This is a genomic window from Streptomyces sp. NPDC096079 (genome assembly GCF_040303145.1).
In the GTDB taxonomy this organism is placed as follows: domain Bacteria; phylum Actinomycetota; class Actinomycetes; order Streptomycetales; family Streptomycetaceae; genus Streptomyces.
The window spans coordinates 153,611-176,034 of record NZ_JBEOST010000014.1; the positions used below are offsets into that span (position 1 = coordinate 153,611).

16 protein-coding genes are annotated in these 22,424 nt (G+C 73.1%); 4 read left to right on the forward strand and 12 right to left on the reverse strand.

Going from position 1 to position 22,424, the window contains the following annotated elements:
- Window position 1: 1 nt before the first annotated feature.
- From ABTY59_RS26115 to ABTY59_RS26135, 5 genes are all read right to left on the reverse strand, one after another.
- Window positions 2–1,630, reverse strand: coding sequence for a serine/threonine-protein kinase (locus ABTY59_RS26115; RefSeq protein WP_352021469.1), 1,629 nt, complete (start codon window positions 1,628–1,630; stop codon window positions 2–4).
- Between the two features lie 89 nt (window positions 1,631–1,719).
- A complete protein-coding gene (locus ABTY59_RS26120) occupies window positions 1,720–2,460 on the reverse strand; it encodes a tyrosine-protein phosphatase (protein WP_352021470.1) in 741 nt (246 codons plus the stop codon).
- A gap of 55 nt (window positions 2,461–2,515) precedes the next feature.
- Entirely contained in the window at window positions 2,516–3,187 is a 672-nt protein-coding gene (locus tag ABTY59_RS26125) for a helix-turn-helix domain-containing protein (RefSeq protein WP_352021471.1), read from the reverse strand.
- Between the two features lie 102 nt (window positions 3,188–3,289).
- Window positions 3,290–3,985, reverse strand: a complete 696-nt coding sequence (locus tag ABTY59_RS26130; protein WP_352021472.1) for a response regulator — start codon at window positions 3,983–3,985, stop codon at window positions 3,290–3,292.
- The gene (locus ABTY59_RS26135; protein ID WP_352021473.1) at window positions 3,982–5,739 is read right to left on the reverse strand and encodes a sensor histidine kinase; all 1,758 of its coding nucleotides are present in this window, start codon (window positions 5,737–5,739) and stop codon (window positions 3,982–3,984) included. The genes ABTY59_RS26130 and ABTY59_RS26135 overlap by 4 nt, the downstream gene beginning before the upstream one ends.
- Before the next feature lie 187 nt (window positions 5,740–5,926).
- On the opposite strand from ABTY59_RS26135, the gene ABTY59_RS26140 reads away from it, so the two are divergent.
- Complete coding sequence (locus ABTY59_RS26140) at window positions 5,927–7,279, forward strand: cation:dicarboxylate symporter family transporter (RefSeq protein ID WP_352021474.1); 1,353 nt, start codon at window positions 5,927–5,929, stop codon at window positions 7,277–7,279.
- A gap of 200 nt (window positions 7,280–7,479) precedes the next feature.
- Here the strand turns inward: ABTY59_RS26140 and ABTY59_RS26145 are convergent, their stop codons facing one another.
- Together ABTY59_RS26145 and ABTY59_RS26150 are read right to left on the reverse strand one after the other, a co-directional pair.
- On the reverse strand, window positions 7,480–8,367 hold the full coding sequence (locus ABTY59_RS26145; RefSeq protein WP_352021475.1) for an aldo/keto reductase: 888 nt from the start codon (window positions 8,365–8,367) through the stop codon (window positions 7,480–7,482).
- Entirely contained in the window at window positions 8,364–9,260 is an 897-nt protein-coding gene (locus ABTY59_RS26150) for an NAD-dependent epimerase/dehydratase family protein (protein WP_352021476.1), read from the reverse strand. The genes ABTY59_RS26145 and ABTY59_RS26150 overlap by 4 nt, the downstream gene beginning before the upstream one ends.
- A 76-nt stretch (window positions 9,261–9,336) precedes the next feature.
- Here ABTY59_RS26150 and ABTY59_RS26155 point away from each other — a divergent pair, with 76 nt between their 5' ends.
- Together ABTY59_RS26155 and ABTY59_RS26160 are read left to right on the forward strand one after the other, a co-directional pair.
- On the forward strand, window positions 9,337–9,864 hold the full coding sequence (locus ABTY59_RS26155) for an Lrp/AsnC family transcriptional regulator (RefSeq protein ID WP_352021477.1): 528 nt from the start codon (window positions 9,337–9,339) through the stop codon (window positions 9,862–9,864).
- A 149-nt stretch (window positions 9,865–10,013) separates the two neighbouring features.
- On the forward strand, window positions 10,014–12,260 hold the full coding sequence (locus ABTY59_RS26160; protein ID WP_352021478.1) for a HelD family protein: 2,247 nt from the start codon (window positions 10,014–10,016) through the stop codon (window positions 12,258–12,260).
- Here ABTY59_RS26160 and glgB read toward each other — a convergent pair.
- The 5 genes from glgB to ABTY59_RS26185 form a co-directional block, all read right to left on the reverse strand.
- Entirely contained in the window at window positions 12,247–14,481 is a 2,235-nt protein-coding gene (gene glgB / locus ABTY59_RS26165; RefSeq protein WP_352021479.1) for a 1,4-alpha-glucan branching enzyme, read from the reverse strand. The two genes, ABTY59_RS26160 and glgB, sit on opposite strands and share 14 nt — an antisense overlap.
- Window positions 14,482–14,663: 182 nt before the next feature.
- Window positions 14,664–16,001, reverse strand: coding sequence for a maltokinase N-terminal cap-like domain-containing protein (locus ABTY59_RS26170; RefSeq protein WP_352021480.1), 1,338 nt, complete (start codon window positions 15,999–16,001; stop codon window positions 14,664–14,666).
- Window positions 16,002–16,235: 234 nt separating this feature from the next.
- Complete coding sequence (gene treS, locus ABTY59_RS26175) at window positions 16,236–17,930, reverse strand: maltose alpha-D-glucosyltransferase (RefSeq protein WP_352021481.1); 1,695 nt, start codon at window positions 17,928–17,930, stop codon at window positions 16,236–16,238.
- The gene (locus tag ABTY59_RS26180; RefSeq protein WP_352021482.1) at window positions 17,927–19,912 is read right to left on the reverse strand and encodes an alpha-1,4-glucan--maltose-1-phosphate maltosyltransferase; all 1,986 of its coding nucleotides are present in this window, start codon (window positions 19,910–19,912) and stop codon (window positions 17,927–17,929) included. The genes treS and ABTY59_RS26180 overlap by 4 nt, the downstream gene beginning before the upstream one ends.
- A 325-nt stretch (window positions 19,913–20,237) precedes the next feature.
- The gene (locus tag ABTY59_RS26185; protein ID WP_352021483.1) at window positions 20,238–21,179 is read right to left on the reverse strand and encodes an SDR family oxidoreductase; all 942 of its coding nucleotides are present in this window, start codon (window positions 21,177–21,179) and stop codon (window positions 20,238–20,240) included.
- Between the two features lie 118 nt (window positions 21,180–21,297).
- Between ABTY59_RS26185 and ABTY59_RS26190 the strand changes: the two genes are divergently transcribed.
- Complete coding sequence (locus ABTY59_RS26190) at window positions 21,298–22,296, forward strand: AraC family transcriptional regulator (RefSeq protein WP_352021484.1); 999 nt, start codon at window positions 21,298–21,300, stop codon at window positions 22,294–22,296.
- Window positions 22,297–22,424: the final 128 nt, after the last annotated feature.

The following is a 22,424-nucleotide window of genomic DNA, read 5'->3' on the forward strand; positions in this document are numbered from 1 at the left end:
CCTAGCGCACGGCGGCGAGCGCGGTCCGGGCGATGCCCGCGGCCTCCGACTCGCAGGCGGAGCCGGTCTTCTTCCCGCCGCCGACGGAGACGCGGATCACGAGGTTCCCGTCGCGCACGCGCAGCAGACAGTCCTCGTAGGCGGTGGTCGCCGCCCAGTACGCCTCGTCGCCGAGGCCCCCGCCGGCCGGGCGGCCGCCCTTCGACTGCTCGGCGAGCTCGGCACGTTGGCGGTTCGTCGCGTTGCCGTGCGTGCCGCTGGTGAGCTTGAGGTTCCACCAGACGTCGGCAGTCCCGCCCGACTCCCCGGTCCAGTAGCAGCGGGTCTCCGGGCCGTCGGCGCGGACGAGGGAGAAGTCCTGCTTCGTCTCCCGCTCGTACGAGGGCACGCGGACGGCGGCCTGCGCGCACGTCGGCAACGTCCGGTACGCGTCGGAGGGGTTCCGCCACTCCTGCAGCAGGTAGTACCCGCCGACGCCCGTCCCCGCGACCACGAGCAGCCCCGCCGCGACGAGGGCGACGGTCCGCCCGCGCCCCCGGCGCCGCGCGGGCTCCTCGGGAGCGGGCGGAGTGGCGGCCGTGAGGGCGGGCTCCTCCGGAGCGGGCGGAGTGGCGGCCGTGAGCGCGGGCTCCGTCGCCCTGGCCGTCGCGGGCGCCGGCGGGAGCGCGGGCCCCCGGGCCGTCACCGGCACCGTGTCGCCCGGTGCCGCGGCCGTCGCGGGCTCCGGGGCCTCGCCCAGCAACGTCCCGATGCGGGAGCGCTGTTCGGCGACCATCGCGTGCACGGCCGGGGGCCAGACGCGGGCCGCCGGGGCGACCGGGCCGAGGAGCTCGATCAGCCGGGCCGGGGTGGGCCGGGCGGCCGGGTCCTTGGCGAGGCACTCCTCGACGATCCCGCGGAGCCCGACCGGCACGCCGCTCACGTCGGGCACCCCGTGCACGACGTTGTAGAGGGTCTGGAAGGTCGACGTCCCGGCGAACGGGGACTCGCCCGTCAGCGCGAGCACCAGGATCGCCCCGAGCGAGAACACGTCGCTCGCCGGCGTGAGTTCCCGGCTCTCCGCCTGCTCCGGTGACATGAAGGGAGGCGAGCCGATGACCCAGCCCGTCTGCGTGAGCCGCGTCGGCTCGGCCGCCCCGGTGGCCTGTGCCGCCCGTGCGATGCCGAAGTCGATGACGCGGACTCCGTCCTCCGCGAGCAGGACGTTCTCCGGCTTCAGGTCGCGGTGGATCAGCCCCACCCGGTGGATCTCGACCAGCGCCGTCGCCAGGCCGAGCGCGAGCCGCCGCGCGGCCGCCTCGGGCAGCGGCCCCGCCTCCCGCACCGCGGCTCCCAGCGAGGGCCCGGTGACGAACACCGAGGCGAGCCAGGGAAGTTCCGCGCCCGCGTCGGCGTCCATCACGGCCGCCGTGTACGCACCGGACACCCGGCGGGAGGCGGCGACCTCGCGCCGGAACCGCGCCCGGAAGTCGGCGTCCGCGGCGAACCGGCCGTGCACCTGCTTGACGGCGGCGAGCCTGCCGTCGTGGGCCGCGCCCAGGAGCACACGGCCCATGCCGCCGCTGCCGAGCACGGCGAGGAGCCGGTAGGGACCGACCGAGGTCGGTTCGGAGTCGTCGAGCGGTTCCATCACAGCCCCCCACGGGCGCCCGCGCGCCCTCCGTCCGCCGAGATCCTACTGACCCCGGCGGCCCGGGGGACGCGGCCCGGTGGGAGCGGCTAAGGAGCTTCTACCAGGCGCGCCCTGAGCGCCGTCACCACCGCCGGGTCGAGCCCGACGTGGCCGGTGACGTACCCGTACACCGAGCCGTACCGCGCGCGCAGGTCCGTCAGGAACAGCCGGATGACGTCGGCGGGCGCCCGGCCGTAGCCCGGCCAGCGCGGCTCCCGGCCGGGGTGCGCGGCCCGCCAGTCGCCGATCAGCCGCTCCGTGGCCAGTTCGGTGAGCGCGAAGTCCGCGTGGATCTCCTCGTCCGGAACCTCCAGGAGGGCGAGGACGACGGCCGCGAGGAGGCCCGTACGGTCCTTCCCCGAGGCGCAGTGGAAGACGAGTGGTCCCTCGGCGGCGGCGATCAGCTCCAGGGCCGCCCGCAGCTCCTCCGCGCCGTCCTCGGCGACCTCGGCGAAGCGGTCGGCGAGGTAGCGCCAGGGGTCGAGGGCGGGGTCGATCGCCTCCTGGTCGTAGGGGCGGTGCTCGACGGAGAGGTTGTGCCAGGCGATGTCCCCGGTCTCCGGCAGGCGGCCCTTGCCGGCGATCTCCCACGGGTAGCGCAGGTCGATCACGGTGGCCACGCCCAGCGCCCGGAAGCGCTCCAGGTCGGCCGGGCCGGCGTCCGCGAGCTTGCCGAGGGAGTCGGAGCGGTAGAGGGTCTCCCACCGCACGGTGCCGCCGTCCGCGGTCCGATAGCCGCCCAGGTCACGGAAGTTGTGGAGTCGGTCGAAGGGTATGTGTCGTCTCACGCCGCCAATGTACGCGCGGCCGTCACGGCGCCACGGCGCCACGGCGCCACGGTCGTCATGGGCCGACCGCCGCCCAGAAGCGCGCGGTGACCTCCTCCAGGTAGGCGCGTCCCTCGTCGCCGGTCGCTCCGGAGGCGCCCCAGCTGCTGGTCGCCACCATCCGCGCGTGGTACTCCGTGTGCAGCCGCTGGAGCGCGGACTCCACGATCCGCTTGGGCAGCGGCACCATCTTCACCGTCGGTTTCACGTACGCCTGCCAGCGCGTGGTCGCCGCGTCGCGCAGCAGCTCGGCCAGGGCCTCGTCGCCGCCCGTCGCGGTGATCAGCTCGCGCGGCCCGAGGCCGAGCACCTCGGCGAGGGCGGCGGTCTGGCGTTCGGTGCCGCGCCAGCGGCCCTCGTCCTCCATCCGCTGGTACGCGGAGGGCGACACGCCCACCCGCCGGGAGAGCTCCTCGGCGGAGAGCCCGCGCGCCACCCGGTGCTCCCGCAGGGTGGACGCGGCGGCGATCAGGTCCGCGGGGGCGCACCACAGGACGCCCGCGAGCGCGGTGAGCTCCTGCTCGCTCGGGACCGTCAGGCCGCGTTCCCAGGCGACCACGTGGTCGGGGTCGACGAGGATGCCGTACTGCGCCCGCAGTCCGTAGGCGACGTGGCCCGGGGCCATACCGAGGCCCTCGCGGAGCCGGCGTGCGGCCTGGGCGTCGAAGGGTGGGGAGGGTTGGTGCACCCGGCCAACGTAGGTGCGGAGGGTGACGGCTGGCTACGGTGCGTTCGCCCAACGTGCGGCGTCGTAGGAACAGGGGAACTGATCAGTAACCGGGGCGGGTGCTCAGTGTCCGCGCGCGGCGCCGTCGAGCCAGCGGTACTGGAGCTCGGGCCGTCCGACCTGCCCGTACTGCGGGGCGCGCACGGCCCGCCCTTCCGTGACCAGGTGCTCCAGGTAGCGGCGCGCGGTGATCCGGGAGATCCCGACGGCAGCGCCCGCCTCGGCCGCGGTGAGCCCCGCCGGGGTGGCGCGGAGGCTGCGGGTGACGGCTTCCAGCGTCGGGCCGCTCAGCCCCTTGGGGAGGGTGGCGGGGTGCGGGGCGCGGAGCGTGGCGAGGGCCCGGTCGACCTCGTCCTGCCCCGAGGCCTCGCCGGCGGTCGCCCGGAACTCGGCGTAGCGGACGAGCCGGTCCCGGAGCGTGGCGAAGGCGAACGGCTTCAGGACGTACTGGACGACGCCGAGGGACACGCCCTCGCGGACCACCGCGAGGTCACGGGCGGAGGTCACGGCGATGACGTCGGCGGCGTGCCCGGCGGCCCGCAGGGCGCGCAGCAGCTGGAGGCCGTGACCGTCGGGCAGGTAGAGGTCGAGCAGGATCAGGTCGACCGGCGTCCGGTCGAGGATCCGTACGGCCTCGGCGCGCGAGTGCGCGACCCCGACGACCCGGAAGCCCTCGACGCGCCCCGCGTAGAGCGCGTGGGCGTCGGCCGCGACGGGATCGTCCTCGACGACGAGGACCCGCAGGGGGCTCGTACTCACCCGGTCACCTCCTCGTCCACAGAAGCCGCCGCCGCCGCCGCAGCCGCAGCCGCAGCCGCAGCCGCAGCCGCAGCCGCCGGCTCCGCGCCCGCAGCCGGAGCCGGAGCCGGAGCCGAAGCCGGAGCCGCAGCCGGAGCCGTCGGCTCCGGCCGCGGTCCCGGTACCGCCTCCGGCAGGGGCAGTCGTACGGTGAACTCCGCGCCGCCCTCCTCCGCGTCCGTCAGGGTCAGCGTGCCCGAGGCACGGGTGACCGCCTGGCCCACCAGGGCGAGGCCGAGGCCCCGGCCGGGACCCCGGGTGGACCAGCCCCGCCCGAGGACGGCCTCCCGGTCGGCGGCGCGGACGCCCGGGCCGCTGTCGCCGACCCGGAGCAGCAGCTCGGCGCCGCCCGCGGGCGCGGCGACCGTGACCGTCACGCGGGCGTGCGGCGTCCCGCCGACCGCTTCCACCGCGTTGTCGATGAGGTTGCCCAGGATCGTCACCAGGTCCCGGGAGGGCAGGGCCGCCGGCATCCGGCCGTCGTCGATGCGGCTGTCCTCGGTGAGGACCAGCTCCACGCCCCGCTCGTTGGCCTGGGCCGCCTTGCCGAGCAGCAGCGCCGCGAGGACCGGTTCGCCGACGGCGTCGACGACCCGGTCGGTCAGCGCCTGCGCCAGCTCCAGTTCCGCAGTGGCGAACTCCACGGCCTCGGCCACCCGGCCCAGTTCGATCAGCGACACGACCGTGTGCAGCCGGTTCGCCGCCTCGTGGGCCTGGGAGCGGAGCGCCTGCGTGAAGCCGCGCTCGGAGTCCAGCTCGCCGGAGAGCGCCTGGAGTTCGGTGCGGTCCCGGAGCGTGACGACGGTGCCGCGCCGCTCTCCGCCCACCACCGGGCGGGTGTTGACCACGAGGACCCGCTCGGCCGTCAGGTGCGTCTCGTCGACCCGCGGCTCCGAGGAGAGCAGCGCGCCGGTCAGCGCGGCGGGCAGGCCGAGTTCCGCGGCCGGCCGGCCGACGACCCCGTCGTCCAGGCCGAGGAGCTCCCGGGCGCCGTCGTTGATGAGGGCGATCCGCCGCCGTCCGTCGAGCATCACGAGCCCCTCCCGCACCGCGTGCAGCGCGGCCTCGTGGTAGTCGTGCATGCGGCTCAGCTCGGTCGCGTTCATGCCGTGCGTGTGGCGGCGCAGGCGCGCGTTCACGACGTACGTCCCCGCTCCGCCGAGCGCGAGCGCCGCGCCCGCCATGACGAGCAGGGCGGCCACCTGCTCCCGTACCTGCTCGCTGATCTTGTCGATCGTGATGCCCGCGCTGACCAGCGCGACGACCCGGCCGCCGTCGAAGACGGGCGCGACCGTGCGGACGGAGGGACCGAGGACGCCGAGGTGGGTCTCCGAGTAGAGCCGGCCCCGCCGGGCCTCCTCGATGTGCCCGAGGTACGTGCGGCCGATCTGCGCCGGCTCGGGATGCGTCCAGCGGGTGCCGTCCGGGGCCATGATCACGACGAAGGCGACGCCCGCGTGCCGCCGCAGCGACTCCGCGTACGGCTGGAGGGCGGCCGTCGGATCGGCGCTCCGCGCGGCGGCGACCACGGACGGCGAGTCGGCCACGGCGGCGGCGGTCGCCGTGGCCTGGCGGCGGGCGGTCTCCTCGGCCTGCGCCCGGTCCGTCACGTAGGCGAAGGCCGCGCACCCCGCCACGACGACGGCCACGAGCACGACCTGCATCGCGAAGAGCTGGCCTGCCAGGCTGCGGGGGCGGGGGAGGGGGAGGCGCATGCGGGTAAGTGTGCACGTGGGAACGTGCGCGGGCGGCACCCCGTTCCCGAATCGTGCTGTTCCGCACCGGGGCCCCGGCGCCTCGGCCGTGAACGAAACGCACGCAACCGTGACCCGGGTCACAGGCTGATGGATAGTCGCGGAGGTCCACCGGGACGTGGACACCCATCAGCACGAGGAGGACCCCGTGGCCGCACGCCGGGACCGTACCCACTATCTGTATCTGGCCGTCATCGGCGCCGTCCTGCTCGGCATCGCGGTCGGGTTCCTGGCGCCGGGCGTCGCCGTCGAGCTCAAGCCGCTGGGTACCGGCTTCGTCAACCTGATCAAGATGATGATCTCGCCGATCATCTTCTGCACGATCGTGCTCGGCGTCGGCTCGGTCCGGAAGGCCGCGAAGGTCGGCGCCGTCGGCGGCCTCGCCCTCGGCTACTTCCTCGTGATGTCGACCGTCGCGCTCGCGATCGGTCTGCTCGTCGGCAACCTCCTGGAGCCCGGCTCCGGACTCCACCTCACCAAGGAGATCGCCGAGGCCGGTGCCAAGCAGGCCGAGGGCGCGAGCGAGTCGACCTCCGACTTCCTGCTCGGGATCATCCCGACCACCCTCGTCTCGGCCTTCACCGGCGGAGAGGTCCTCCAGACCCTCCTCGTCGCCCTCCTCGCGGGCTTCGCCCTCCAGGCGATGGGCACCGCGGGGGAGCCCGTCCTGCGCGGCATCGGACACATCCAGCGGCTCGTCTTCCGCATCCTCGGCATGATCATGTGGGCCGCTCCGGTCGGCGCCTTCGGCGCGATCGCGGCCGTCGTCGGCGCGACGGGCGCCGCGGCGCTGAAGTCGCTGGCCGTCATCATGATCGGCTTCTACGTGACCTGCGGGCTCTTCGTCTTCGTCGTCCTCGGCGCGCTGCTCCGCCTGATCGCCGGCATCAACATCTGGTCGCTCCTGAAGTACCTGGGCCGCGAGTTCCTCCTGATCCTCTCCACCTCCTCCTCGGAGTCCGCGCTGCCCCGGCTCATCGCGAAGATGGAGCACCTCGGCGTCAGCAAGCCCGTCGTCGGCATCACCGTCCCGACCGGCTACTCCTTCAACCTCGACGGCACCGCGATCTACCTGACGATGGCCTCGCTCTTCACCGCCGAGGCGATGGGCGACCCGCTGTCGATCGGCGAGCAGATCTCGCTCCTCGTCTTCATGATCATCGCCTCGAAGGGCGCGGCGGGCGTCACCGGCGCGGGGCTCGCCACCCTCGCGGGCGGCCTCCAGTCGCACCGGCCCGAACTGGTCGACGGGGTGGGCCTGATCGTCGGCATCGACCGCTTCATGAGCGAGGCGCGCGCCCTCACCAACTTCGCGGGCAACGCCGTCGCGACGGTGCTCGTCGGCACGTGGACCAAGGAGATCGACCGGGCCCGTGTCACCGAGGTGCTGGCGGGGCGGATCCCCTTCGACGAGCAGACCCTGGTCGACGACCACGGCGCGGCGGGGGTTCCGGACCAGCGCGCGGACGAGGGCGAGGAGCGCGCCCGCGCGGGCGTCTGACCGGGCCCGGCGCCCCGGGAGGGCGAAGAGCCGCCCCGGGAGGGCGAAGAGCCGCCCCGGGAGGGCGAAGAGCCGCCCCGGGAGCGGGCGGAGCGCCTGCCCGTGACGGGGCCATTAAGTTCCGGGTCCCGGGTCTTGAGCCGGATCCGGGGGTCGGGGGGAGGGCGGCACCGGCGGCGGCCGGTGCCGCCCTCCCGTACTCAGCGGTCGCCGTCCAGCGACGAACGCTCCGCCTCCGTGAGCGTCAGCGACGCCGCCCCCGCCGAGTCCCGGACCGTCTCGGGGCGGCTCGCGCCCGGGATCGGGAGGACCGTGTCCGAGCGGGACAGCAGCCAGGCGAGCGCGACCCGCTGCGGGCTGACGCCCCGCGCCCGTGCCACCCGGTGGAACGCGCCGAACTGCGGGTCCTCCTCCTGCGCGGACGTCCCGTCCAGGGAGCTGCGCGAGATCCCGCCCAGTGGGCTCCACGGCAGGAAGGCGAGGCCGAGTTCGGCGCAGAGCCGCAGCTCCGCCTCGCCGTCCCGTACGGCGGGGGAGTAGCGGTTCTGCACGGAGACCAGCCGGTCGCCGAGCGCCTCTCGGGCCAGCCGGATCTGCGCGGCGTCGACGTTCGAGATCCCCGCCAGCCGTACCGTGCCCGCGTCCAGCAACTCCCGTACCGCGCCGAGGGATTCGGCGTACGGGACGGCCGGGTCCGGCTTGTGCAGCTGGTACAGGCCGATCGCGTCGCCGCCGAGCCGCCGCGCCGAGCCCTCCGCCGCCCGCCGCAGGTGCTCGGGCCGGCCGTCCACGGTCCAGCCGCCGTCGGGCGTGCGCCCCCGGCCGCCCTTGGTCGCCACGAGCACGTCGTCCGTGCGGCCGCCGTACGAGGCGAGGGCCCGTGCCACGAGGAGTTCGCCCTCGCCCGGTGTGCCGCCGGGCGGGTGGTAGGAGTCGGCGGTGTCGAGAAGGGTCACCCCCGCGTCGAGGGCCGCGTGCACGGTGGCGACGGCCCGGGCCTCGTCCGGCCGCCCCTCGATGGACAGCGGCATCGTGCCGAAGCCGATCGCCCCGACCCGTACGTCCCCCAGCATCCGGTGGCTCGTCATCGCGGCACCCCCACCGTCTCCGCGACGGCCCGGGCGAGCCACTCGCGGGAGTGGCTGAAGGAGTAACCGAGTCCGGTCGCGCGGGAGTTGTCCATGGCGTACGAGCGGGCGAAGGAGAACGGCGAGACCTCGCCGACCTCCACCTCCCGGAACACGGCGCGGCCGCCCACCAGTCGCTCGATCTCGGCGCAGATGTCGGCCGTGGTGAGCGGTCCGTGCGCGTGCGCGTTCACCGGCCCGGTGAAGTCCGCCCCGGCCGCCCAGGCGAGGAACGCGGCGATCTCCTCCACGTACACGTACGTCGCCGGGTGGTTGACCACCGGAACGGAGATCGGCTCGCCCGCCCGGATCCGCCGCGCGTAGTGGTCGATCCGTCCGGTGAAGTCGTCCGCGCCGCCGAGGACGTGGGCCACGCGCACCGAGGCCCAGGCGAACGGCGTGCCCGCCGCGAAGACCGCCTCGGCCTGCCGCTTCCCCTCCCCGTAGTGGGCGTCGAGGAACTCCGGGTCCTCCCACGGCAGTCCGGTGTCGACGGTCACCGAGGCCAGGTCGAGGGCGGATTCGGCGACGGGCACGGCCGAGTCCTCGTACCCGTACACCTCCACGGTCGAGGTCATCAGATAGCGCCGGGTCCGCGTCGCGAACACCCGCCGGGCGATCTCCGCCTGGCGCGGGGTGTAGCAGACCTGGTCCACGACGACGTCGAAGGAGCGGCCCGCGAGGACGGCCGCGAGCGCCTCCTCGTCGTCACGGTCGGCGACCAGCCGCTCGATTCCCTCCGGCGCGGCGGAGGAGCCCCGGTTGAGCACCGTGATCCGGTGCCCGGATTCCCGGAGCAGCGCGATGAGCCGCTTCCCGAAATAGCGGTTCCCGCCGATGACCAGAACGTCCATGGATCCCATCTCCCCCAACTCCCTTGCTTTCGAGGACAAGTGTTACCTTGTGCGCTCGCCGATCGAAGGGGGAAACATGGGAGTGCAGGCCGTCCCGCCGAAGGAACCACGGTATTCGCGCGCCGCGGCCGACGAAACCTCGGCGGCCCTCTTCGACCCCATCGACCGGCAGATCCTGGACCTCCTGCAGACCGACGGCCGCATCAAGCTCAGCGAGCTCGGCCGCCGCGTCCGGCTCAGCCCCGCGGCCGTCACCGAACGCGTCCGCCGTCTGGAGGCGAGCGGCGCGGTCACCGGCTACGGCGCGCACGTCTCGCCGGCCCTGCTCGGCTACGGCATCCAGGCGTTCATCCGGGTGAACCCGCACGGCGGCTACACCCTCAAGCACCCCCGCACCCTGGAGCTGACCGCGCGCCCCGAGGTCCTGGAGGCGCACCACGTGGTCGGCGAGGACTGCTGGATCCTCAAGGTCGCCGTCACCGACACGATCCACCTGGAGGAGATCCTGGAGCAGACCTCCGCCCTGGGCCGGACCACGACCTCGATCGTGCTGTCCTCCCCGGTGGTCCGCAAACCCCTGCTGCCGCCCGCCGCACCGCACTGACGCCGAAGGCTCCGCAGGGCATAAGGAAAAGCCCCGACTAGAATTGACAGTCGGGGCTTTGTCTCGCGTATATTTGAGGATTCCGTGTCCGGACACACCACGAACACGGAGAAGTTCAATAAACGCACTGTATCGCGCCGGGAGTCGAATTGTCAACCGAGGAATTTCGGAATGAGCAGCAATTCATCACCGATCTCTACGCACGACTCGACGACCTCAGGGACCAGGCCGAGGCGGCCGTCGAGCAGGCGCTGCGCACCCCCGGGGTCGGCAGCAGCCAGGGGCGCCTCGAACGGGACGTGATGGTCGCCGAGCAGTCCGGGCTGCTCTCCGCGCTCAACGCGGGGGAGAGCGGGCTCTGCTTCGGCCGGCTCGTCTTCAAGGACGGCCGCGACCACCACATCGGCCGGCTCGGCATCCGCGAGGACGACCCGAACCGCACCCCGCTCGTCGTCGACTGGCGCGCCGAGATCGCCCGACCCTTCTACCTCGCCACCGGGTACGAGCCGATGGGCCTCACCCGCCGCCGCCACCTCACCACCCAGGGCCGCGAGGTCGTCTCCCTCCACGACGAGGTCCTCGACCTCGCCGACGCCACCCGCACCGGCCACGAGAGCCGCGACGCCGACGAGGTGCTCCTCGCCGCGCTCGACGCCGCCCGCACCGGCCGCATGCACGACATCGTGCAGACCATCCAGGCCGAGCAGGACGCCATCATCCGGTCCCCGCACCGCGGCGTCCTCGTCGTCGAGGGCGGCCCCGGCACCGGCAAGACCGCCGTCGCCCTGCACCGCGCCGCGTACCTGCTCTACGCGCACCGCGAGCAGCTCGCCAAGCGGGCCGTCCTCATCGTCGGCCCCAACCCCGCCTTCCTCGGCTACATCGGCAACGTCCTGCCCTCCCTCGGCGAGACCGGCGTCCTCCTCGCGACCCCCGCCGAGCTCTTCCCCGGCGTCCGCGCCACCGGCACCGACACCCCCCGCGCCGCGGCCGTGAAGGGCGCCGCCGCCATGGCCGACGCCCTCGCCGCCGCCGTACGGGACCACCAGCGGGTGCCCGAGCGCGGCGAACCGCTGATCGTCCCCCACGAGGACGGCGACCTGGTCATCGACTGGGACATGGCCCTCGAAGCACGCCACAAGGCCCGCGAGACCCAGCTCCCGCACAACCTCGCCCGCCCCTACTTCGTCTTCCGGATCCTCGACGCGCTCGCCGAACAGCTCGCCGACCGCATCGGCGCCGACCCCTACGGCGGCCCCAACTTCCTCGGCCCCGACGACGTCGCCCTGCTCGCCAAGGGCATCGCCGCCAACTCCGAGGTGCACGCGGCCGTCGACACCCTCTGGCCCGCGCTCACCCCGCGGGAGTTCCTCGCCGGCTACCTCGCCGACCCCACCCACCTCGCCGAGGACGACGCCGACGCGATCCGCCGCGACGGCGGACCCTGGACCCCCGCCGACGTACCGCTGCTCGACGAGGCCGCCGAACTCCTCGGCGAGGACGACTCCGCGCTCCGCGCCGCCGAGGAGGCCGAACGCCAGAAGCAGATCCAGTACGCCCAGGGCGTCCTCGACGTCTCCTTCGCCTCCCGCACCTACGAGTTCGAGGACAAGGAGGAACTCGACAAGGACGCCTCCGAGGTCCTCTCCGCCCACGACATCATCGACGCCGAACGCTTCGCCGAGCGCCACGAGGAGGCCGACCACCGCACCGCCGCCGAGCGGGCCGCCGCCGACCGCACCTGGGCCTTCGGGCACATCATCGTCGACGAGGCCCAGGAGCTCTCCGCCATGGCCTGGCGGCTCCTCATGCGGCGCAGCCCCAGCCGCTCCATGACCCTGGTCGGCGACCCCGCCCAGACCGGCGACCCGGCCGGCGTCGGCGCCTGGGAGCGGATCCTCGGCCCGTACGTCGAGGACCGCTGGGACCACGTCCGCCTCGGCGTCAACTACCGGACGCCCGCCGAGATCATGGCCGTCGCCGCCGAGGCCCGGCGGGCCGCCGACCCGGGCTTCGAACCGCCCCGCTCGGTGCGCTCCACCGGCGTCGAGCCGTGGGACCGCACCGTCGAGGACCCGGTCAAGGAGGTCGCCGACGCGGTCGCCGCCGACCTCGGCGGGGAGGGCCGGACCGCCGTCATCGCCCCGGCCGGTCTCCACGCCGCCCTGGCCGCCGCCCTTCCGGAGGCCTCCCGCGGACCGGAGCCCGACCTCACCCGCCCGGTCGTCCTCCTCGACCCCCGGCAGGCCAAGGGCCTCGAATTCGACACCGTCCTCGTCGTCGACCCCGACGGGATCAGGGAGAGCGCCCCGCACGGGGTCAACGACCTGTACGTGGCGCTCACCCGGGCCACTCAGCGGATGGGCGTCGTCAGGCCGGCTGTCACGCGGGCCTGAGCCACACCGTCGCCAGCGGGGGCAGCGTCATCCGCACGCTCGTCTCACGGCCGTGCCACGGCACCGACTCGGTCTTCACCGGGTCGGTGCCGACGACGTCCGAGCCGCCGTACCCGGCCGCGTCCGTGTTCAGGACCTCCGCCCAGGCCGCGCAGGTGTCCGGGACCCCCAGCCGGTAGTCGTGCCGCACCACCGGGGAGAAGTTGGACACCGCGAGCAGCGGCGAACCGCAGGCGTCGTACCGGAGGAACGCGAAGACGTTGTCGTCGGCCGCGTCCCCCACCACCCACTGGAACCCCTCGGGAGCGGTGTCCCTCTCCCACAGCGAGGGCGTCGCCGCGTACACCGTGTTCAGGTCGCGGACCAGATCCCGGACCCCCCGGTGGTCCGCCTCCGCCCCGTACGCCGGATCCAGCAGCCACCAGTCGGGGCCGTGGTCCGCCGACCACTCCGCGCCCTGCGCGAACTCCTGCCCCATGTAGAGCAGCTGCTTGCCGGGATGGGCCCACATGAAGCCCAGATACGCGCGGTGGTTGGCGCGCTGCTGCCACCAGTCGCCCGGCATCTTCGAGACCAGCGACCGCTTGCCGTGCACGACCTCGTCGTGCGAGATCGGCAGGATGTAGTTCTCGCTGTACGCGTACACCATCGAGAACGTCATCTCGTGGTGGTGGTACTTGCGGTGCACCGGCTCCTTCTGCACGTACTCCAGGGAGTCGTGCATCCAGCCCATGTTCCACTTCATGCCGAAGCCGAGACCGCCGTGGCCGCCCGGACCCACCTGGTCCGTCGCCCGCGTCACCCCGTCCCAGGCCGTCGACTCCTCGGCGAAGGTGACGACGCCGGGGCAGCGGCGGTAGACCGTGGCGTTCATCTCCTGGAGGAAGCGCACCGCGTCCAGGTTCTCCCTGCCTCCGAACTCGTTCGGCAGCCACTCGCCGTGCTCCCGCGAGTAGTCGAGGTAGAGCATCGACGCCACCGCGTCCACCCGGAGACCGTCCACGTGGAACTCCTGGCACCAGTACACGGCGTTGGCGACGAGGAAGTTCCGCACCTCCTTGCGGCCGTAGTCGAACTCCAGGGTCCCCCAGTCCGGATGGTGCGAACGGCGCGGGTCCTCGTGCTCGTACAGCGGACGCCCGTCGAACTCCGCCAGCGCCCAGTCGTCCTTCGGGAAGTGCGCCGGAACCCAGTCCATCAGCACCCCGATCCCCGCCCGGTGCAGCGCGTCGACGAGGAACCGGAAGTCGTCCGGCGTGCCCATGCGGGCCGTCGGCGCGTAGAACCCCGTGACCTGATAGCCCCAGGAACCCCCGAAGGGATGCTCGGTGACCGGCATGAACTCCACGTGCGTGAAACCGAGATCACGCACGTACCCGGGCAGCTGCTCGGCGAGCTCCCGATAGGTCAGCCCCGGCCGCCAGGACGGCAGGTGCACCTCGTAGACGGAGATCGGCGCCTCGTGCGGCGGACGCGCCCCGCGCCGCTCCATCCACTCCGCGTCGTCCCACACGTGGTGCGAGGCGGTCACGATCGACGCGGTGTTCGGAGGGCACTCCGTACGGCGGGCCATCGGGTCCGCGCGGACGGTGTGCGAGCCGTCGGGCCGCGCGATGTCGAACTTGTAGACGGCGCCCTCGCCGATCCCCGGCACGAACAGCTCCCACACGCCCGCCGAGCCCAGCGAGCGCATCGGCAGCGCCGTGCCGTCCCAGTGCGTGAAGTCACCCGTGACCCGCACGCCGCGCGCGTTCGGCGCCCACACGGCGAACCGGGTCCCGTCGACGCCTCCGTGGGTCGTCGGGTGCGCGCCGAGCGCCGTCCACAGCTCCTCGTGCCGGCCCTCGCCGATCAGATGCAGGTCGAGGTCGCCGAGCGAGGGCAGGAAGCGGTACGGGTCCTGCACGGGCGTCTCGTCGCCGTCGTACCGCACCCGCAGCTCGTACGCCGGGACCTTCCGCAGGAGCGGGACGAACACCGAGAAGAGGCCGTCGCCGTCGTCGTCCATCGCCAGGCGCCTGCCCTTGACGACGACGGCGACCTCCTGCGCCCACGGGCGCAGCGCCCTGATGACGACCCCGCCCCTGACCGGGTGCGCGCCGAGCACGCCGTGCGGGTCGTGATGCTCCCCGGCCAGCAGCCGGGCCCGGTCGCCGGGGTCGAGCGGGGGCGCCTTTCGGGGCGTCTTGCCGGCCGTCTTGCCTGCGGGTCGGGGGGTCACGGGGGTGCCTCCTGGGGGGTACGGGGGGTACGCATGCGCAACGGTGGCGCGGGGGGTGGGGAAACTCGGCCGAACGGGGCCCGTTCGGTGGGGGAGGGGGCCGTGGCGGGCGGTGCCGCCGCGCCCGGGCGGGCGGGCGGCCCCTGGCGGAACGCATGCCCACCACGGGCGTGGCGGGACGGTCACGGCGCGGCCAGGCGTTCGATCGCCGACATCGGGACCGGGAGCCAGTCCGGGCGGTGGCGGGCCTCGTACACGACCTCGTACACCGCCTTGTCCGTCTCGTACGCGCGGAGCAGCGCCGGGTCCGCCCGTGGGTCGACGCCCGCCGCCTCCGCGTAGCCCGTGCAGTAGGCCGCCCGGCAGCGCGCGGCCCAGGCGGCGTTCCACGGCCGGTGCGTGCGGGCGGCGTAGTCGAAGGAGCGCAGCATTCCGGCGACGTCGCGGACGGTGGGCTGCGGGCTGCGCCGCTCGTCCAGCGGCTTGGCCGGTTCGCCTTCGAAGTCGATGACGGCCCAGGCGCCGTCGGAGCCGCGCAGGGTCTGCCCGAGGTGGAGGTCCCCGTGGATGCGCTGGACCTCGGCGCCGCCGCTCGCCGCCGCGAACACGGCGCGGAGGCCGGGGACGTGGGGCAGGAGCGCGGGTACGGCCTGGGCGGCCGTGTGCAGCCGTCGGTCCATCGCCGCCGCCAGCTGCTCGGTCTCCGCGCGGGCCAGGCGCCGCGTGGGGAGGGCCGAGGCCAGCGCCAGGTGGACCTCGGCGGTCGCGCGGCCGAGGGCCCGCGCCTCGGTCGTGAACTCCCGCCCGTCGGCCAGCGCGTCGAGGGCGAGCCGCCAGCCGTCCCGGGAGCCGCGGAGGTAGGGCTGGAGGACGCCGAGGGTGGAGGCCCCGGACTCGAACCAGGCCACGGGGGCGGGGACCCGGGCGCAGCCGGCGCCGGCGAGGGCGAGCGGCAGTTCCAGGTCGGGGTTCGCCCCGGGGCTGACCCGGCGGAAGATCTTCAGGATGAACGAATCTCCGAAGACCAGTGAGGAGTTGGACTGTTCGGCGTCGAGCATGCGGGGCGCCAGGGCCGGTGGCAGGGGCGCGGTGGCATGGAACCGCAGCGGTCCCGTGCGGCCCGGGGCGCGCAGGCGCTCGTACAGGAGCCCCGCGAGGCGCGGGTCGCGCAGGCCCTCGTACACCGCCCGTCCGGCGAGCGGCCCCTGCCGGATCCGTCCGATGAGGGCGGGGGCGAGGCGGGGCGGGAGCTGGCTCCTCACGCCCAGGAGCAGTTGGTAGCAGTCGGCGGGCGTCCCGGCCGGACGGCCGGGCTGTTCGACCCGTAGGAGCAGATGGAGGAGGCCGGGTCCCGCGCCGTCCAGGGGCAGCAGCTCGGTGGCCGCGTCCAGCGTGAATCCGGTGACCCGGCGGCCCTTGCCCGCGAACCAGCGCTGCCGTGGCAGCCATTCGTGGAGCAGGGGGGTGAGGGACGGAAGGAGGGCGTCCGGGGCCCGGGTGGTGGATGCGGTCTCCGGCATGGCATCGCGTCCTTTCCCCGGGGTGCGCACGTGGCTTTCGTAAGCGTTCAAATGCGCAGAGTGTCCCGGATTGCGGCTGTGGCTGTCCGGATGTGCGGGACGTGTCGGAAAGGGAAGATCCGTACGGGTCGGGCGAGTGAACCCGTATGGACCTGAATCGTGTGTCGTTCACAGTGCCCAGGGTGGGACGGGGGAAACCGGCCCACCCGGGACGAATGTCGAACTCGGTGTCGCTCAGGCCTTCTTGAGACGGAACCAGTAGAAGCCGTGCCCCGCAAGGGTCAGGAGGTAGGGCAGCTGGCCGATGGCCGGGAACCGCACCCCGCCGATCAGCTCCACGGGCCGGGTGCCGTCGAAGCGGCGCAGGTCGAGCTCGGTCGGCTGCGCGAACCGCGAGAAGTTGTTCACGCAGAGGACCAGGTCGTCGCCGTCCTCCCGGAGGAAGGCGAGCACCGCCGGGTTGGAGGCGGGGAGTTCCGTGTACGTCCCCGTCCCGAAGGCCCGGTTCTGCTTACGGATCTCGATCATCCGCTTCGTCCAGTGGAGGAGCGAGGAGGGGGACGCCATGCCCGCCTCGACGTTCGTCACCTGGTAGCCGTGGACCGGGTCCATGATGGTCGGCAGATAGAGCCGTCCCGGGTCGCAGGAGGAGAAGCCCGCGTTCCGGTCGGGGGTCCACTGCATGGGGGTGCGCACCCCGTCGCGGTCGCCGAGCCAGATGTTGTCGCCCATGCCGATCTCGTCGCCGTAGTAGAGCACCGGCGAGCCGGGCAGCGAGAAGAGCAGCGCGGTGAACAGCTCCATCTGGTTGCGGTCGTTGTCGAGGAGCGGGGCGAGCCGCCGGCGGATGCCGATGTTGGCCCGCATGCGCGGGTCCTTGGCGTACTCGGCGTACATGTAGTCGCGCTCTTCGTCCGTGACCATCTCGAGCGTCAGCTCGTCGTGGTTGCGCAGGAAGATGCCCCACTGGCAGCCGGAGGGGATCTCCGGGGTCTTCGCCAGGATCTCGGAGACCGGGTAGCGGGACTCGCGCCGGACGGCCATGAAGATGCGCGGCATGACCGGGAAGTGGAAGGCCATGTGGCACTCGTCGCCGCCGGAGCGGAAGTCCCCGAAGTAGTCGACGACGTCCTCGGGCCACTGGTTGGCCTCGGCGAGCAGCACCGTGTCCGGATAGTGGTCGTCGATCTCCTTGCGCACCCGCTTGAGGAAGGCGTGGGTGGCGGGCAGGTTCTCGCAGTTGGTGCCCTCCTGCTGGTACAGGTACGGCACCGCGTCGAGGCGGAAGCCGTCGATGCCCAGGTCGAGCCAGAACTTCAGCGCGGAGAGGATCTCCTCCTGCACCGCCGGGTTCTCGTAGTTGAGGTCGGGCTGGTGCGAGAAGAAGCGGTGCCAGTAGTACTGCTTGCGGACCGGGTCGAAGGTCCAGTTGGAGGACTCGGTGTCGACGAAGATGATCCGGGCGTCCGCGTACTGCTTGTCGTCGTCCGCCCAGACGTAGTAGTCGCCGTACGGTCCCTCCGGGTCGCGCCGCGACTCCTGGAACCACGGGTGCTGGTCGCTGGTGTGGTTCATGACGAAGTCGATGACCACGCGCATGCCGCGCTGGTGGGCCGCGTCGACGAACTCCACGAAGTCGGCCAGGTCGCCGAACTCGGGGAGCACCGAGGTGTAGTCGGCGACGTCGTAGCCGCCGTCCCGCAGCGGGGACTTGAAGAACGGCGGCAGCCAGAGGCAGTCGACGCCCAGCCACTGGAGGTAGTCCAGCTTGGACGTGATGCCCTTCAGGTCGCCGACGCCGTCGCCGTTGCTGTCCTGGAAGGAGCGGACGAGGACCTCGTAGAACACGGCCCGCTTGAACCAGTCGGGATCGCGGTCCTTGGCGGGGGTGTCCTCGAAGGTGTCGGGGACGGGCTCGTTGACAGTCATGAGGTGGGTGACCCTCCGGTCTGCGGGGACGGTCGCAGGACGAGCACGTGCGCGGGCGTGACACCCGGTTCCAGGCGCACGTAGGCGTTCCTGCCCCAGTGATAGGTCTCGCCGGTGAGCTCGTCGCGCACCGGCACGGTCTCGTGCCAGTCGAGGCCGAGTTCCGGCATGTCCAACGAGAGTGAAGCCTCCTGGGTGTGGTGCGGGTCGAGGTTGACGACCACCAGAACGGTGTTCGAACCCGAGCGCTTGCTGTACGCGATCACCTGCGGGTTGCCGGTGTCATGGAAGGACAGGTTCCGCAGCCGGCGGAGGGCCGGGTTGCGGCGCCTGATCCGGTTCAGGGCGGTGATCAGCGGGGTGATCGTCGTCCCCGCGCGCTCCGCCGACTCCCAGTCCCTCGGCCTCAGTTCGTACTTCTCCGAGTCCAGGTACTCCTCGCTGCCGTCCCGCAGCGCGGTGTTCTCGCACAGTTCGTACCCGGCGTACACGCCCCAGGAAGGCGACAGCGTCGCCGCGAGCACCGCCCGCGCCTCGAACGCGGGCCGGCCGCCCTCCTGGAGGTAGGCGTGCAGGATGTCGGGGGTGTTCACGAAGAGGTTCGGCCGCATCTGCGCGGCGGTCTCCCCGGACAGCTCGGTGAGGTACTCCGTCAGCTCCTCCTTGGTGTTGCGCCAGGTGAAGTACGTGTACGACTGCTGGAAGCCGATCGCGCCGAGCGTCCGCATCATCGCCGGCCGGGTGAACGCCTCCGCCAGGAAGATCACGTCCGGGTCCGCCCGGTTGACCTCGCCGATCACCCGCTCCCAGAACACCACCGGCTTGGTGTGCGGGTTGTCCACGCGGAAGATCCGGATGCCGTGGTCCATCCAGTGCCTCAGCACCCGCACGGTCTCGGCGACGATCCCGTCCATGTCGGCGTCGAACGCGATCGGATAGATGTCCTGGTACTTCTTCGGCGGGTTCTCCGCGTACGCGATCGAACCGTCCGGCCGGTGGTGGAACCACTCCGGGTGCTTCTCCACCCACGGGTGGTCGGGGGAGCACTGCAGCGCGAAGTCCAGGGCGATCTCCAGCCGCAGCTCGCGGGCCCGCGCCACGAAGGCGTCGAAGTCCTCGAAGGTGCCCAGGTCCGGGTGGAGCGCGTCGTGCCCGCCCTCCGGCGAGCCGATCGCCCACGGCACGCCGACGTCCTGCGGCGACGCCGACAGGGAGTTGTTCGGCCCCTTGCGGTGGGTCTCGCCGATCGGATGCACCGGCGGCAGGTAGACGACGTCGAAGCCCATCGCCGCGATCGCGGGGAGCCGTTCGGCCGCGGTGCGGAAGTTCCCCGGGACCGTGCGGCCCTTCACCTTCCGCACGCCCTCCGAGCGCGGGAAGAACTCGTACCACGAGCCGTACAGCGCCCGCTCGCGCTCCACCTGGAGCGGCAACGCGGGCGAGGCGGAGAGCAGTTCGCGCAGCGGGTGGCGGTCCAGGGCCTCGACGACCCGCGGGGCGAGGGCCGCGGCGAGCCGCACGGCCGCCGGACGGGTCACGTCGCGCAGCGCGTCCGCCGCCGCGAGCACGGCCTCCCGGCCGCCGCCCTTCTTCGGGACGCCCTTCGCGGCCCGCTCGTGCAGCGCGGCGCCCTCGGCGAGGACCAGTTCGGAGTCGATCCCGGCCGGGATCTTGATCCTCGCCGCGTGCCGCCAGGTGGCCACCGGGTCGCTCCACGCCTCGACGGTGTACGTCCACGGGCCCTCCGCGTCCGGGGTGACCTCGGCACCCCAGCGGTCGGTGCCCGGGGCCAGTTCGCGCATCGGGGTCCAGGGGCCGGGGCGGCCGGAGGGGCCGCGCAGCACGACATTGGCGGCGACCGCGTCGTGTCCCTCGCGGAAGACGGTCGCCGTCACCTCGAAGGTCTCTCCGGCCACCGCCTTCGCGGGGCGCCGGCCACAGTCGACCAGCGGGCGGACGTCCAGTACGGGAATGCGTCCCATGAGCGGATTCACGGCATCACCTGACGGGTTACGGGGGTGCGGGTGGTGGTGCGCTCTTTCTAGCTCCGTCGACGGCCGGCGGGTTGCGGGCATGACGGCTCCTGTCCGCGTTCACTCGGATGGCGGGTCCACAGGGATGAACAGAGAGGAACAAGGGTCACGAGGGGACGGGTTCGGGGGTGTACCGGAGGAGCCTTCCCACGGTTCTCGGGTGGGCAATCCGGCGCTTTGTTAACTACTCGGGCGTAGCCCCCTCGGCAAGCACCCGACCCGGACAACAATCGAGCCCCGCCTTTGTGGGGCGGGGCTCGATGCGCACGTGGCGTCAGGCGCGCGGCGAGGCGTCCGGTTCCTCCGCCTCCGTCGCCCACACCTGCCAGGGCTGGCGGGCCACCCACTCCTCCACCGGGGCCGGTTCCAGGCCCAGGACCTCCGAGGACACCCCGTCGTCGTCGGCCATCAGCAGCGGATCCGCGCCGCTCGCCATGAAGTGGTAGATCCCCGCGACCCCGGCCGCCGACTCCGGGCCGAGCAGCCGCGCCAGGCCCCGCTCGAAGACGGCCGGATCCAGCTCCTCGTACCGCACCGCCCGGCCGAGACCCCGCCCGAACGCCGCCGCGAGCTCCCGGCCCGTCAGGGCGCGGTCGCCGCCGATGTCGAAGGTCCTGCCCTCCAGGCCCTCCCCGGCCAGCGCCGCCAGCGCCGCCTCCGCCAGGCCCCGGTGCGACAGCCACGCCGTCCGCGCGGACTCCGGCAGCGGATAGGCGAGGACGCCGTCGTCGACCAGGTCCGGTCCGTTCCACGGCGAGAACAGGTTGTCCAGGTACACCGGTGGCCTGAGCACCACCAGCGGCACCCCGCTGTCCCGCAGCACCCGCTCCGCGAGCCGCCGCGTCTCGAAGGCCGCGACGTCCGTCGGGCCCAGCGGGAGCCGGGTGTTGGCGTTGAACACCAGACGTTCCGTGCCCGTCGCCAGGGCGGCCTCCGCGATGTTCCGCGCGTACGCCTCCACCCGCGTCTCGTCGTACACCAGCGGCATCGTGACGAACGCGTGCGTGGTCCCCGCGAAGAGCCGCCGCACATCGCCCGGGACCCCCAGGTCCCCGGAGAGGAAGAAGGCCCCCGGCAGCGGCGGCCGGTCCGCCTCCGCCCGCCGGGTCAGGGTCCGCACCCGGTGGTGGCGCTCGGCGAGCAGGCGGGCCACCGCACCGCCCTGGAAGCCGGTCGCGCCCACGACCGCCACCCGCATCGGAATCTCACTGTCCATGTGTGTCCAAGGCCCTTCGATAGGCTGTCACCGCTGCCGTGTCTGCGTCCCTCCAGGCTCGCCGCGGCGGCTTCGGCCGTTCAATTAACAAACCGGGGCGGAAGTTGAAGGATCGTCCATGGAAACCGTGGGAACCGACCGTCACGACCAGCACGACCCCCTCGACCCTCCTCGCGAGGGCGAGCACGAGGACCTGCTGAGCGAACTCCTCAAACCCCTCCGGCTCACCGGCGTCTTCGACAGCCGCTGGCACGTCCGCGCCCCCTGGGCCATCGAGGGAGACGCCGAACGCAGCTGCGCCGTCCTCCACTACGTCGTCGAGGGCGACTGCTGGATCACCACCGACGACGAGGCACCCCTCGAACTGCACGCCGGCGACCTCGTCGTCTTCCCCACCGGCGCCGCACACCGCCTCTCCGACCGGCCCGAACGCCAGGGCGTCCCGCTCAAGGCCGTCCTGCCCGAACGGCAGCCCGGCACCTCCGGCGAGATCGTCATCGACGGCAGCGGCCCCGAGAGCCGCCTGCTGTGCGCCGGGCTCCACTACGACGCGAGCGCCGCCACCGGCCTCTACACCTCCCTGCCCTGGGCCCTCGTCCTCGACGGCCCCCAGGTCGACCGGGAACCGCTGCTCCGCGACACCCTCCGGCTGCTCGCCGCCCCCGACCGGCCCGTCGGCCCCGGCGACCGCCTCATCACCCTCCGCGCCTTCGAGATGGCGCTGGTCCTGGCGCTCCGCCCGCTGCTCCGCGAACTCGCCGGGAACCCGGCCTCACTGCCGCTGCTCCGCCACCCCGGGATCAGCCGCGCCGTCATCATGATGGCGACCCGCTTCGCCGAACCGTGGACCATCGACACCCTCGCCCGCGAGGTCGGCATGTCCCGCTCGGCGTTCACCGCCGCCTTCCGTGACCTCGTCGGCGACTCCCCGGCCCGCTACCTCGCCGGCCGCCGCATGCAGGAGGCCGGCCGGCTCCTCACCGAGACCTCCCTGCCGCAGTCGGCGCTCCCCGCCCGCGTCGGCTACCGCAGCGCCGTCGGCTTCCACCTCGCCTTCCGCAAGTGGTTCGGGGTGACCCCCGGCGAGTACCGCGCCGGGGAGGTCAGAGCCGCCTGATCCGGCCGACCTGACATCTTCGGGAGCCCCTGGACGGATCTTAAGGACCCCTGGACGGACGTTCATTGTCCGGCCGGGGCGCCCCGGACAGGCTCGGGACCGGCAGAGCCGTGGCACCCGAGGAGAGG

Excerpts from the sequence above, each read along its gene's own strand:
- ABTY59_RS26180 (WP_352021482.1), bottom strand. The coding sequence starts at position 19,912 with ATGGGACGCATTCCCGTACTGGACGTCCGCCCGCTGGTCGACTGTGGC.
- ABTY59_RS26135 (WP_352021473.1), bottom strand. The coding sequence starts at position 5,739 with ATGCGCCTCCCCCTCCCCCGCCCCCGCAGCCTGGCAGGCCAGCTCTTC.
- ABTY59_RS26185 (WP_352021483.1), bottom strand. The coding sequence starts at position 21,179 with ATGGACAGTGAGATTCCGATGCGGGTGGCGGTCGTGGGCGCGACCGGC.
- ABTY59_RS26170 (WP_352021480.1), bottom strand. The coding sequence starts at position 16,001 with ATGCCGGAGACCGCATCCACCACCCGGGCCCCGGACGCCCTCCTTCCG.
- ABTY59_RS26150 (WP_352021476.1), bottom strand. The coding sequence starts at position 9,260 with ATGGACGTTCTGGTCATCGGCGGGAACCGCTATTTCGGGAAGCGGCTC.
- ABTY59_RS26115 (WP_352021469.1), bottom strand. The coding sequence starts at position 1,630 with ATGGAACCGCTCGACGACTCCGAACCGACCTCGGTCGGTCCCTACCGG.
- ABTY59_RS26190 (WP_352021484.1), top strand. The coding sequence starts at position 21,298 with ATGGAAACCGTGGGAACCGACCGTCACGACCAGCACGACCCCCTCGAC.
- ABTY59_RS26145 (WP_352021475.1), bottom strand. The coding sequence starts at position 8,367 with ATGACGAGCCACCGGATGCTGGGGGACGTACGGGTCGGGGCGATCGGC.
- ABTY59_RS26155 (WP_352021477.1), top strand. The coding sequence starts at position 9,337 with ATGGGAGTGCAGGCCGTCCCGCCGAAGGAACCACGGTATTCGCGCGCC.
- treS (WP_352021481.1), bottom strand. The coding sequence starts at position 17,930 with ATGACTGTCAACGAGCCCGTCCCCGACACCTTCGAGGACACCCCCGCC.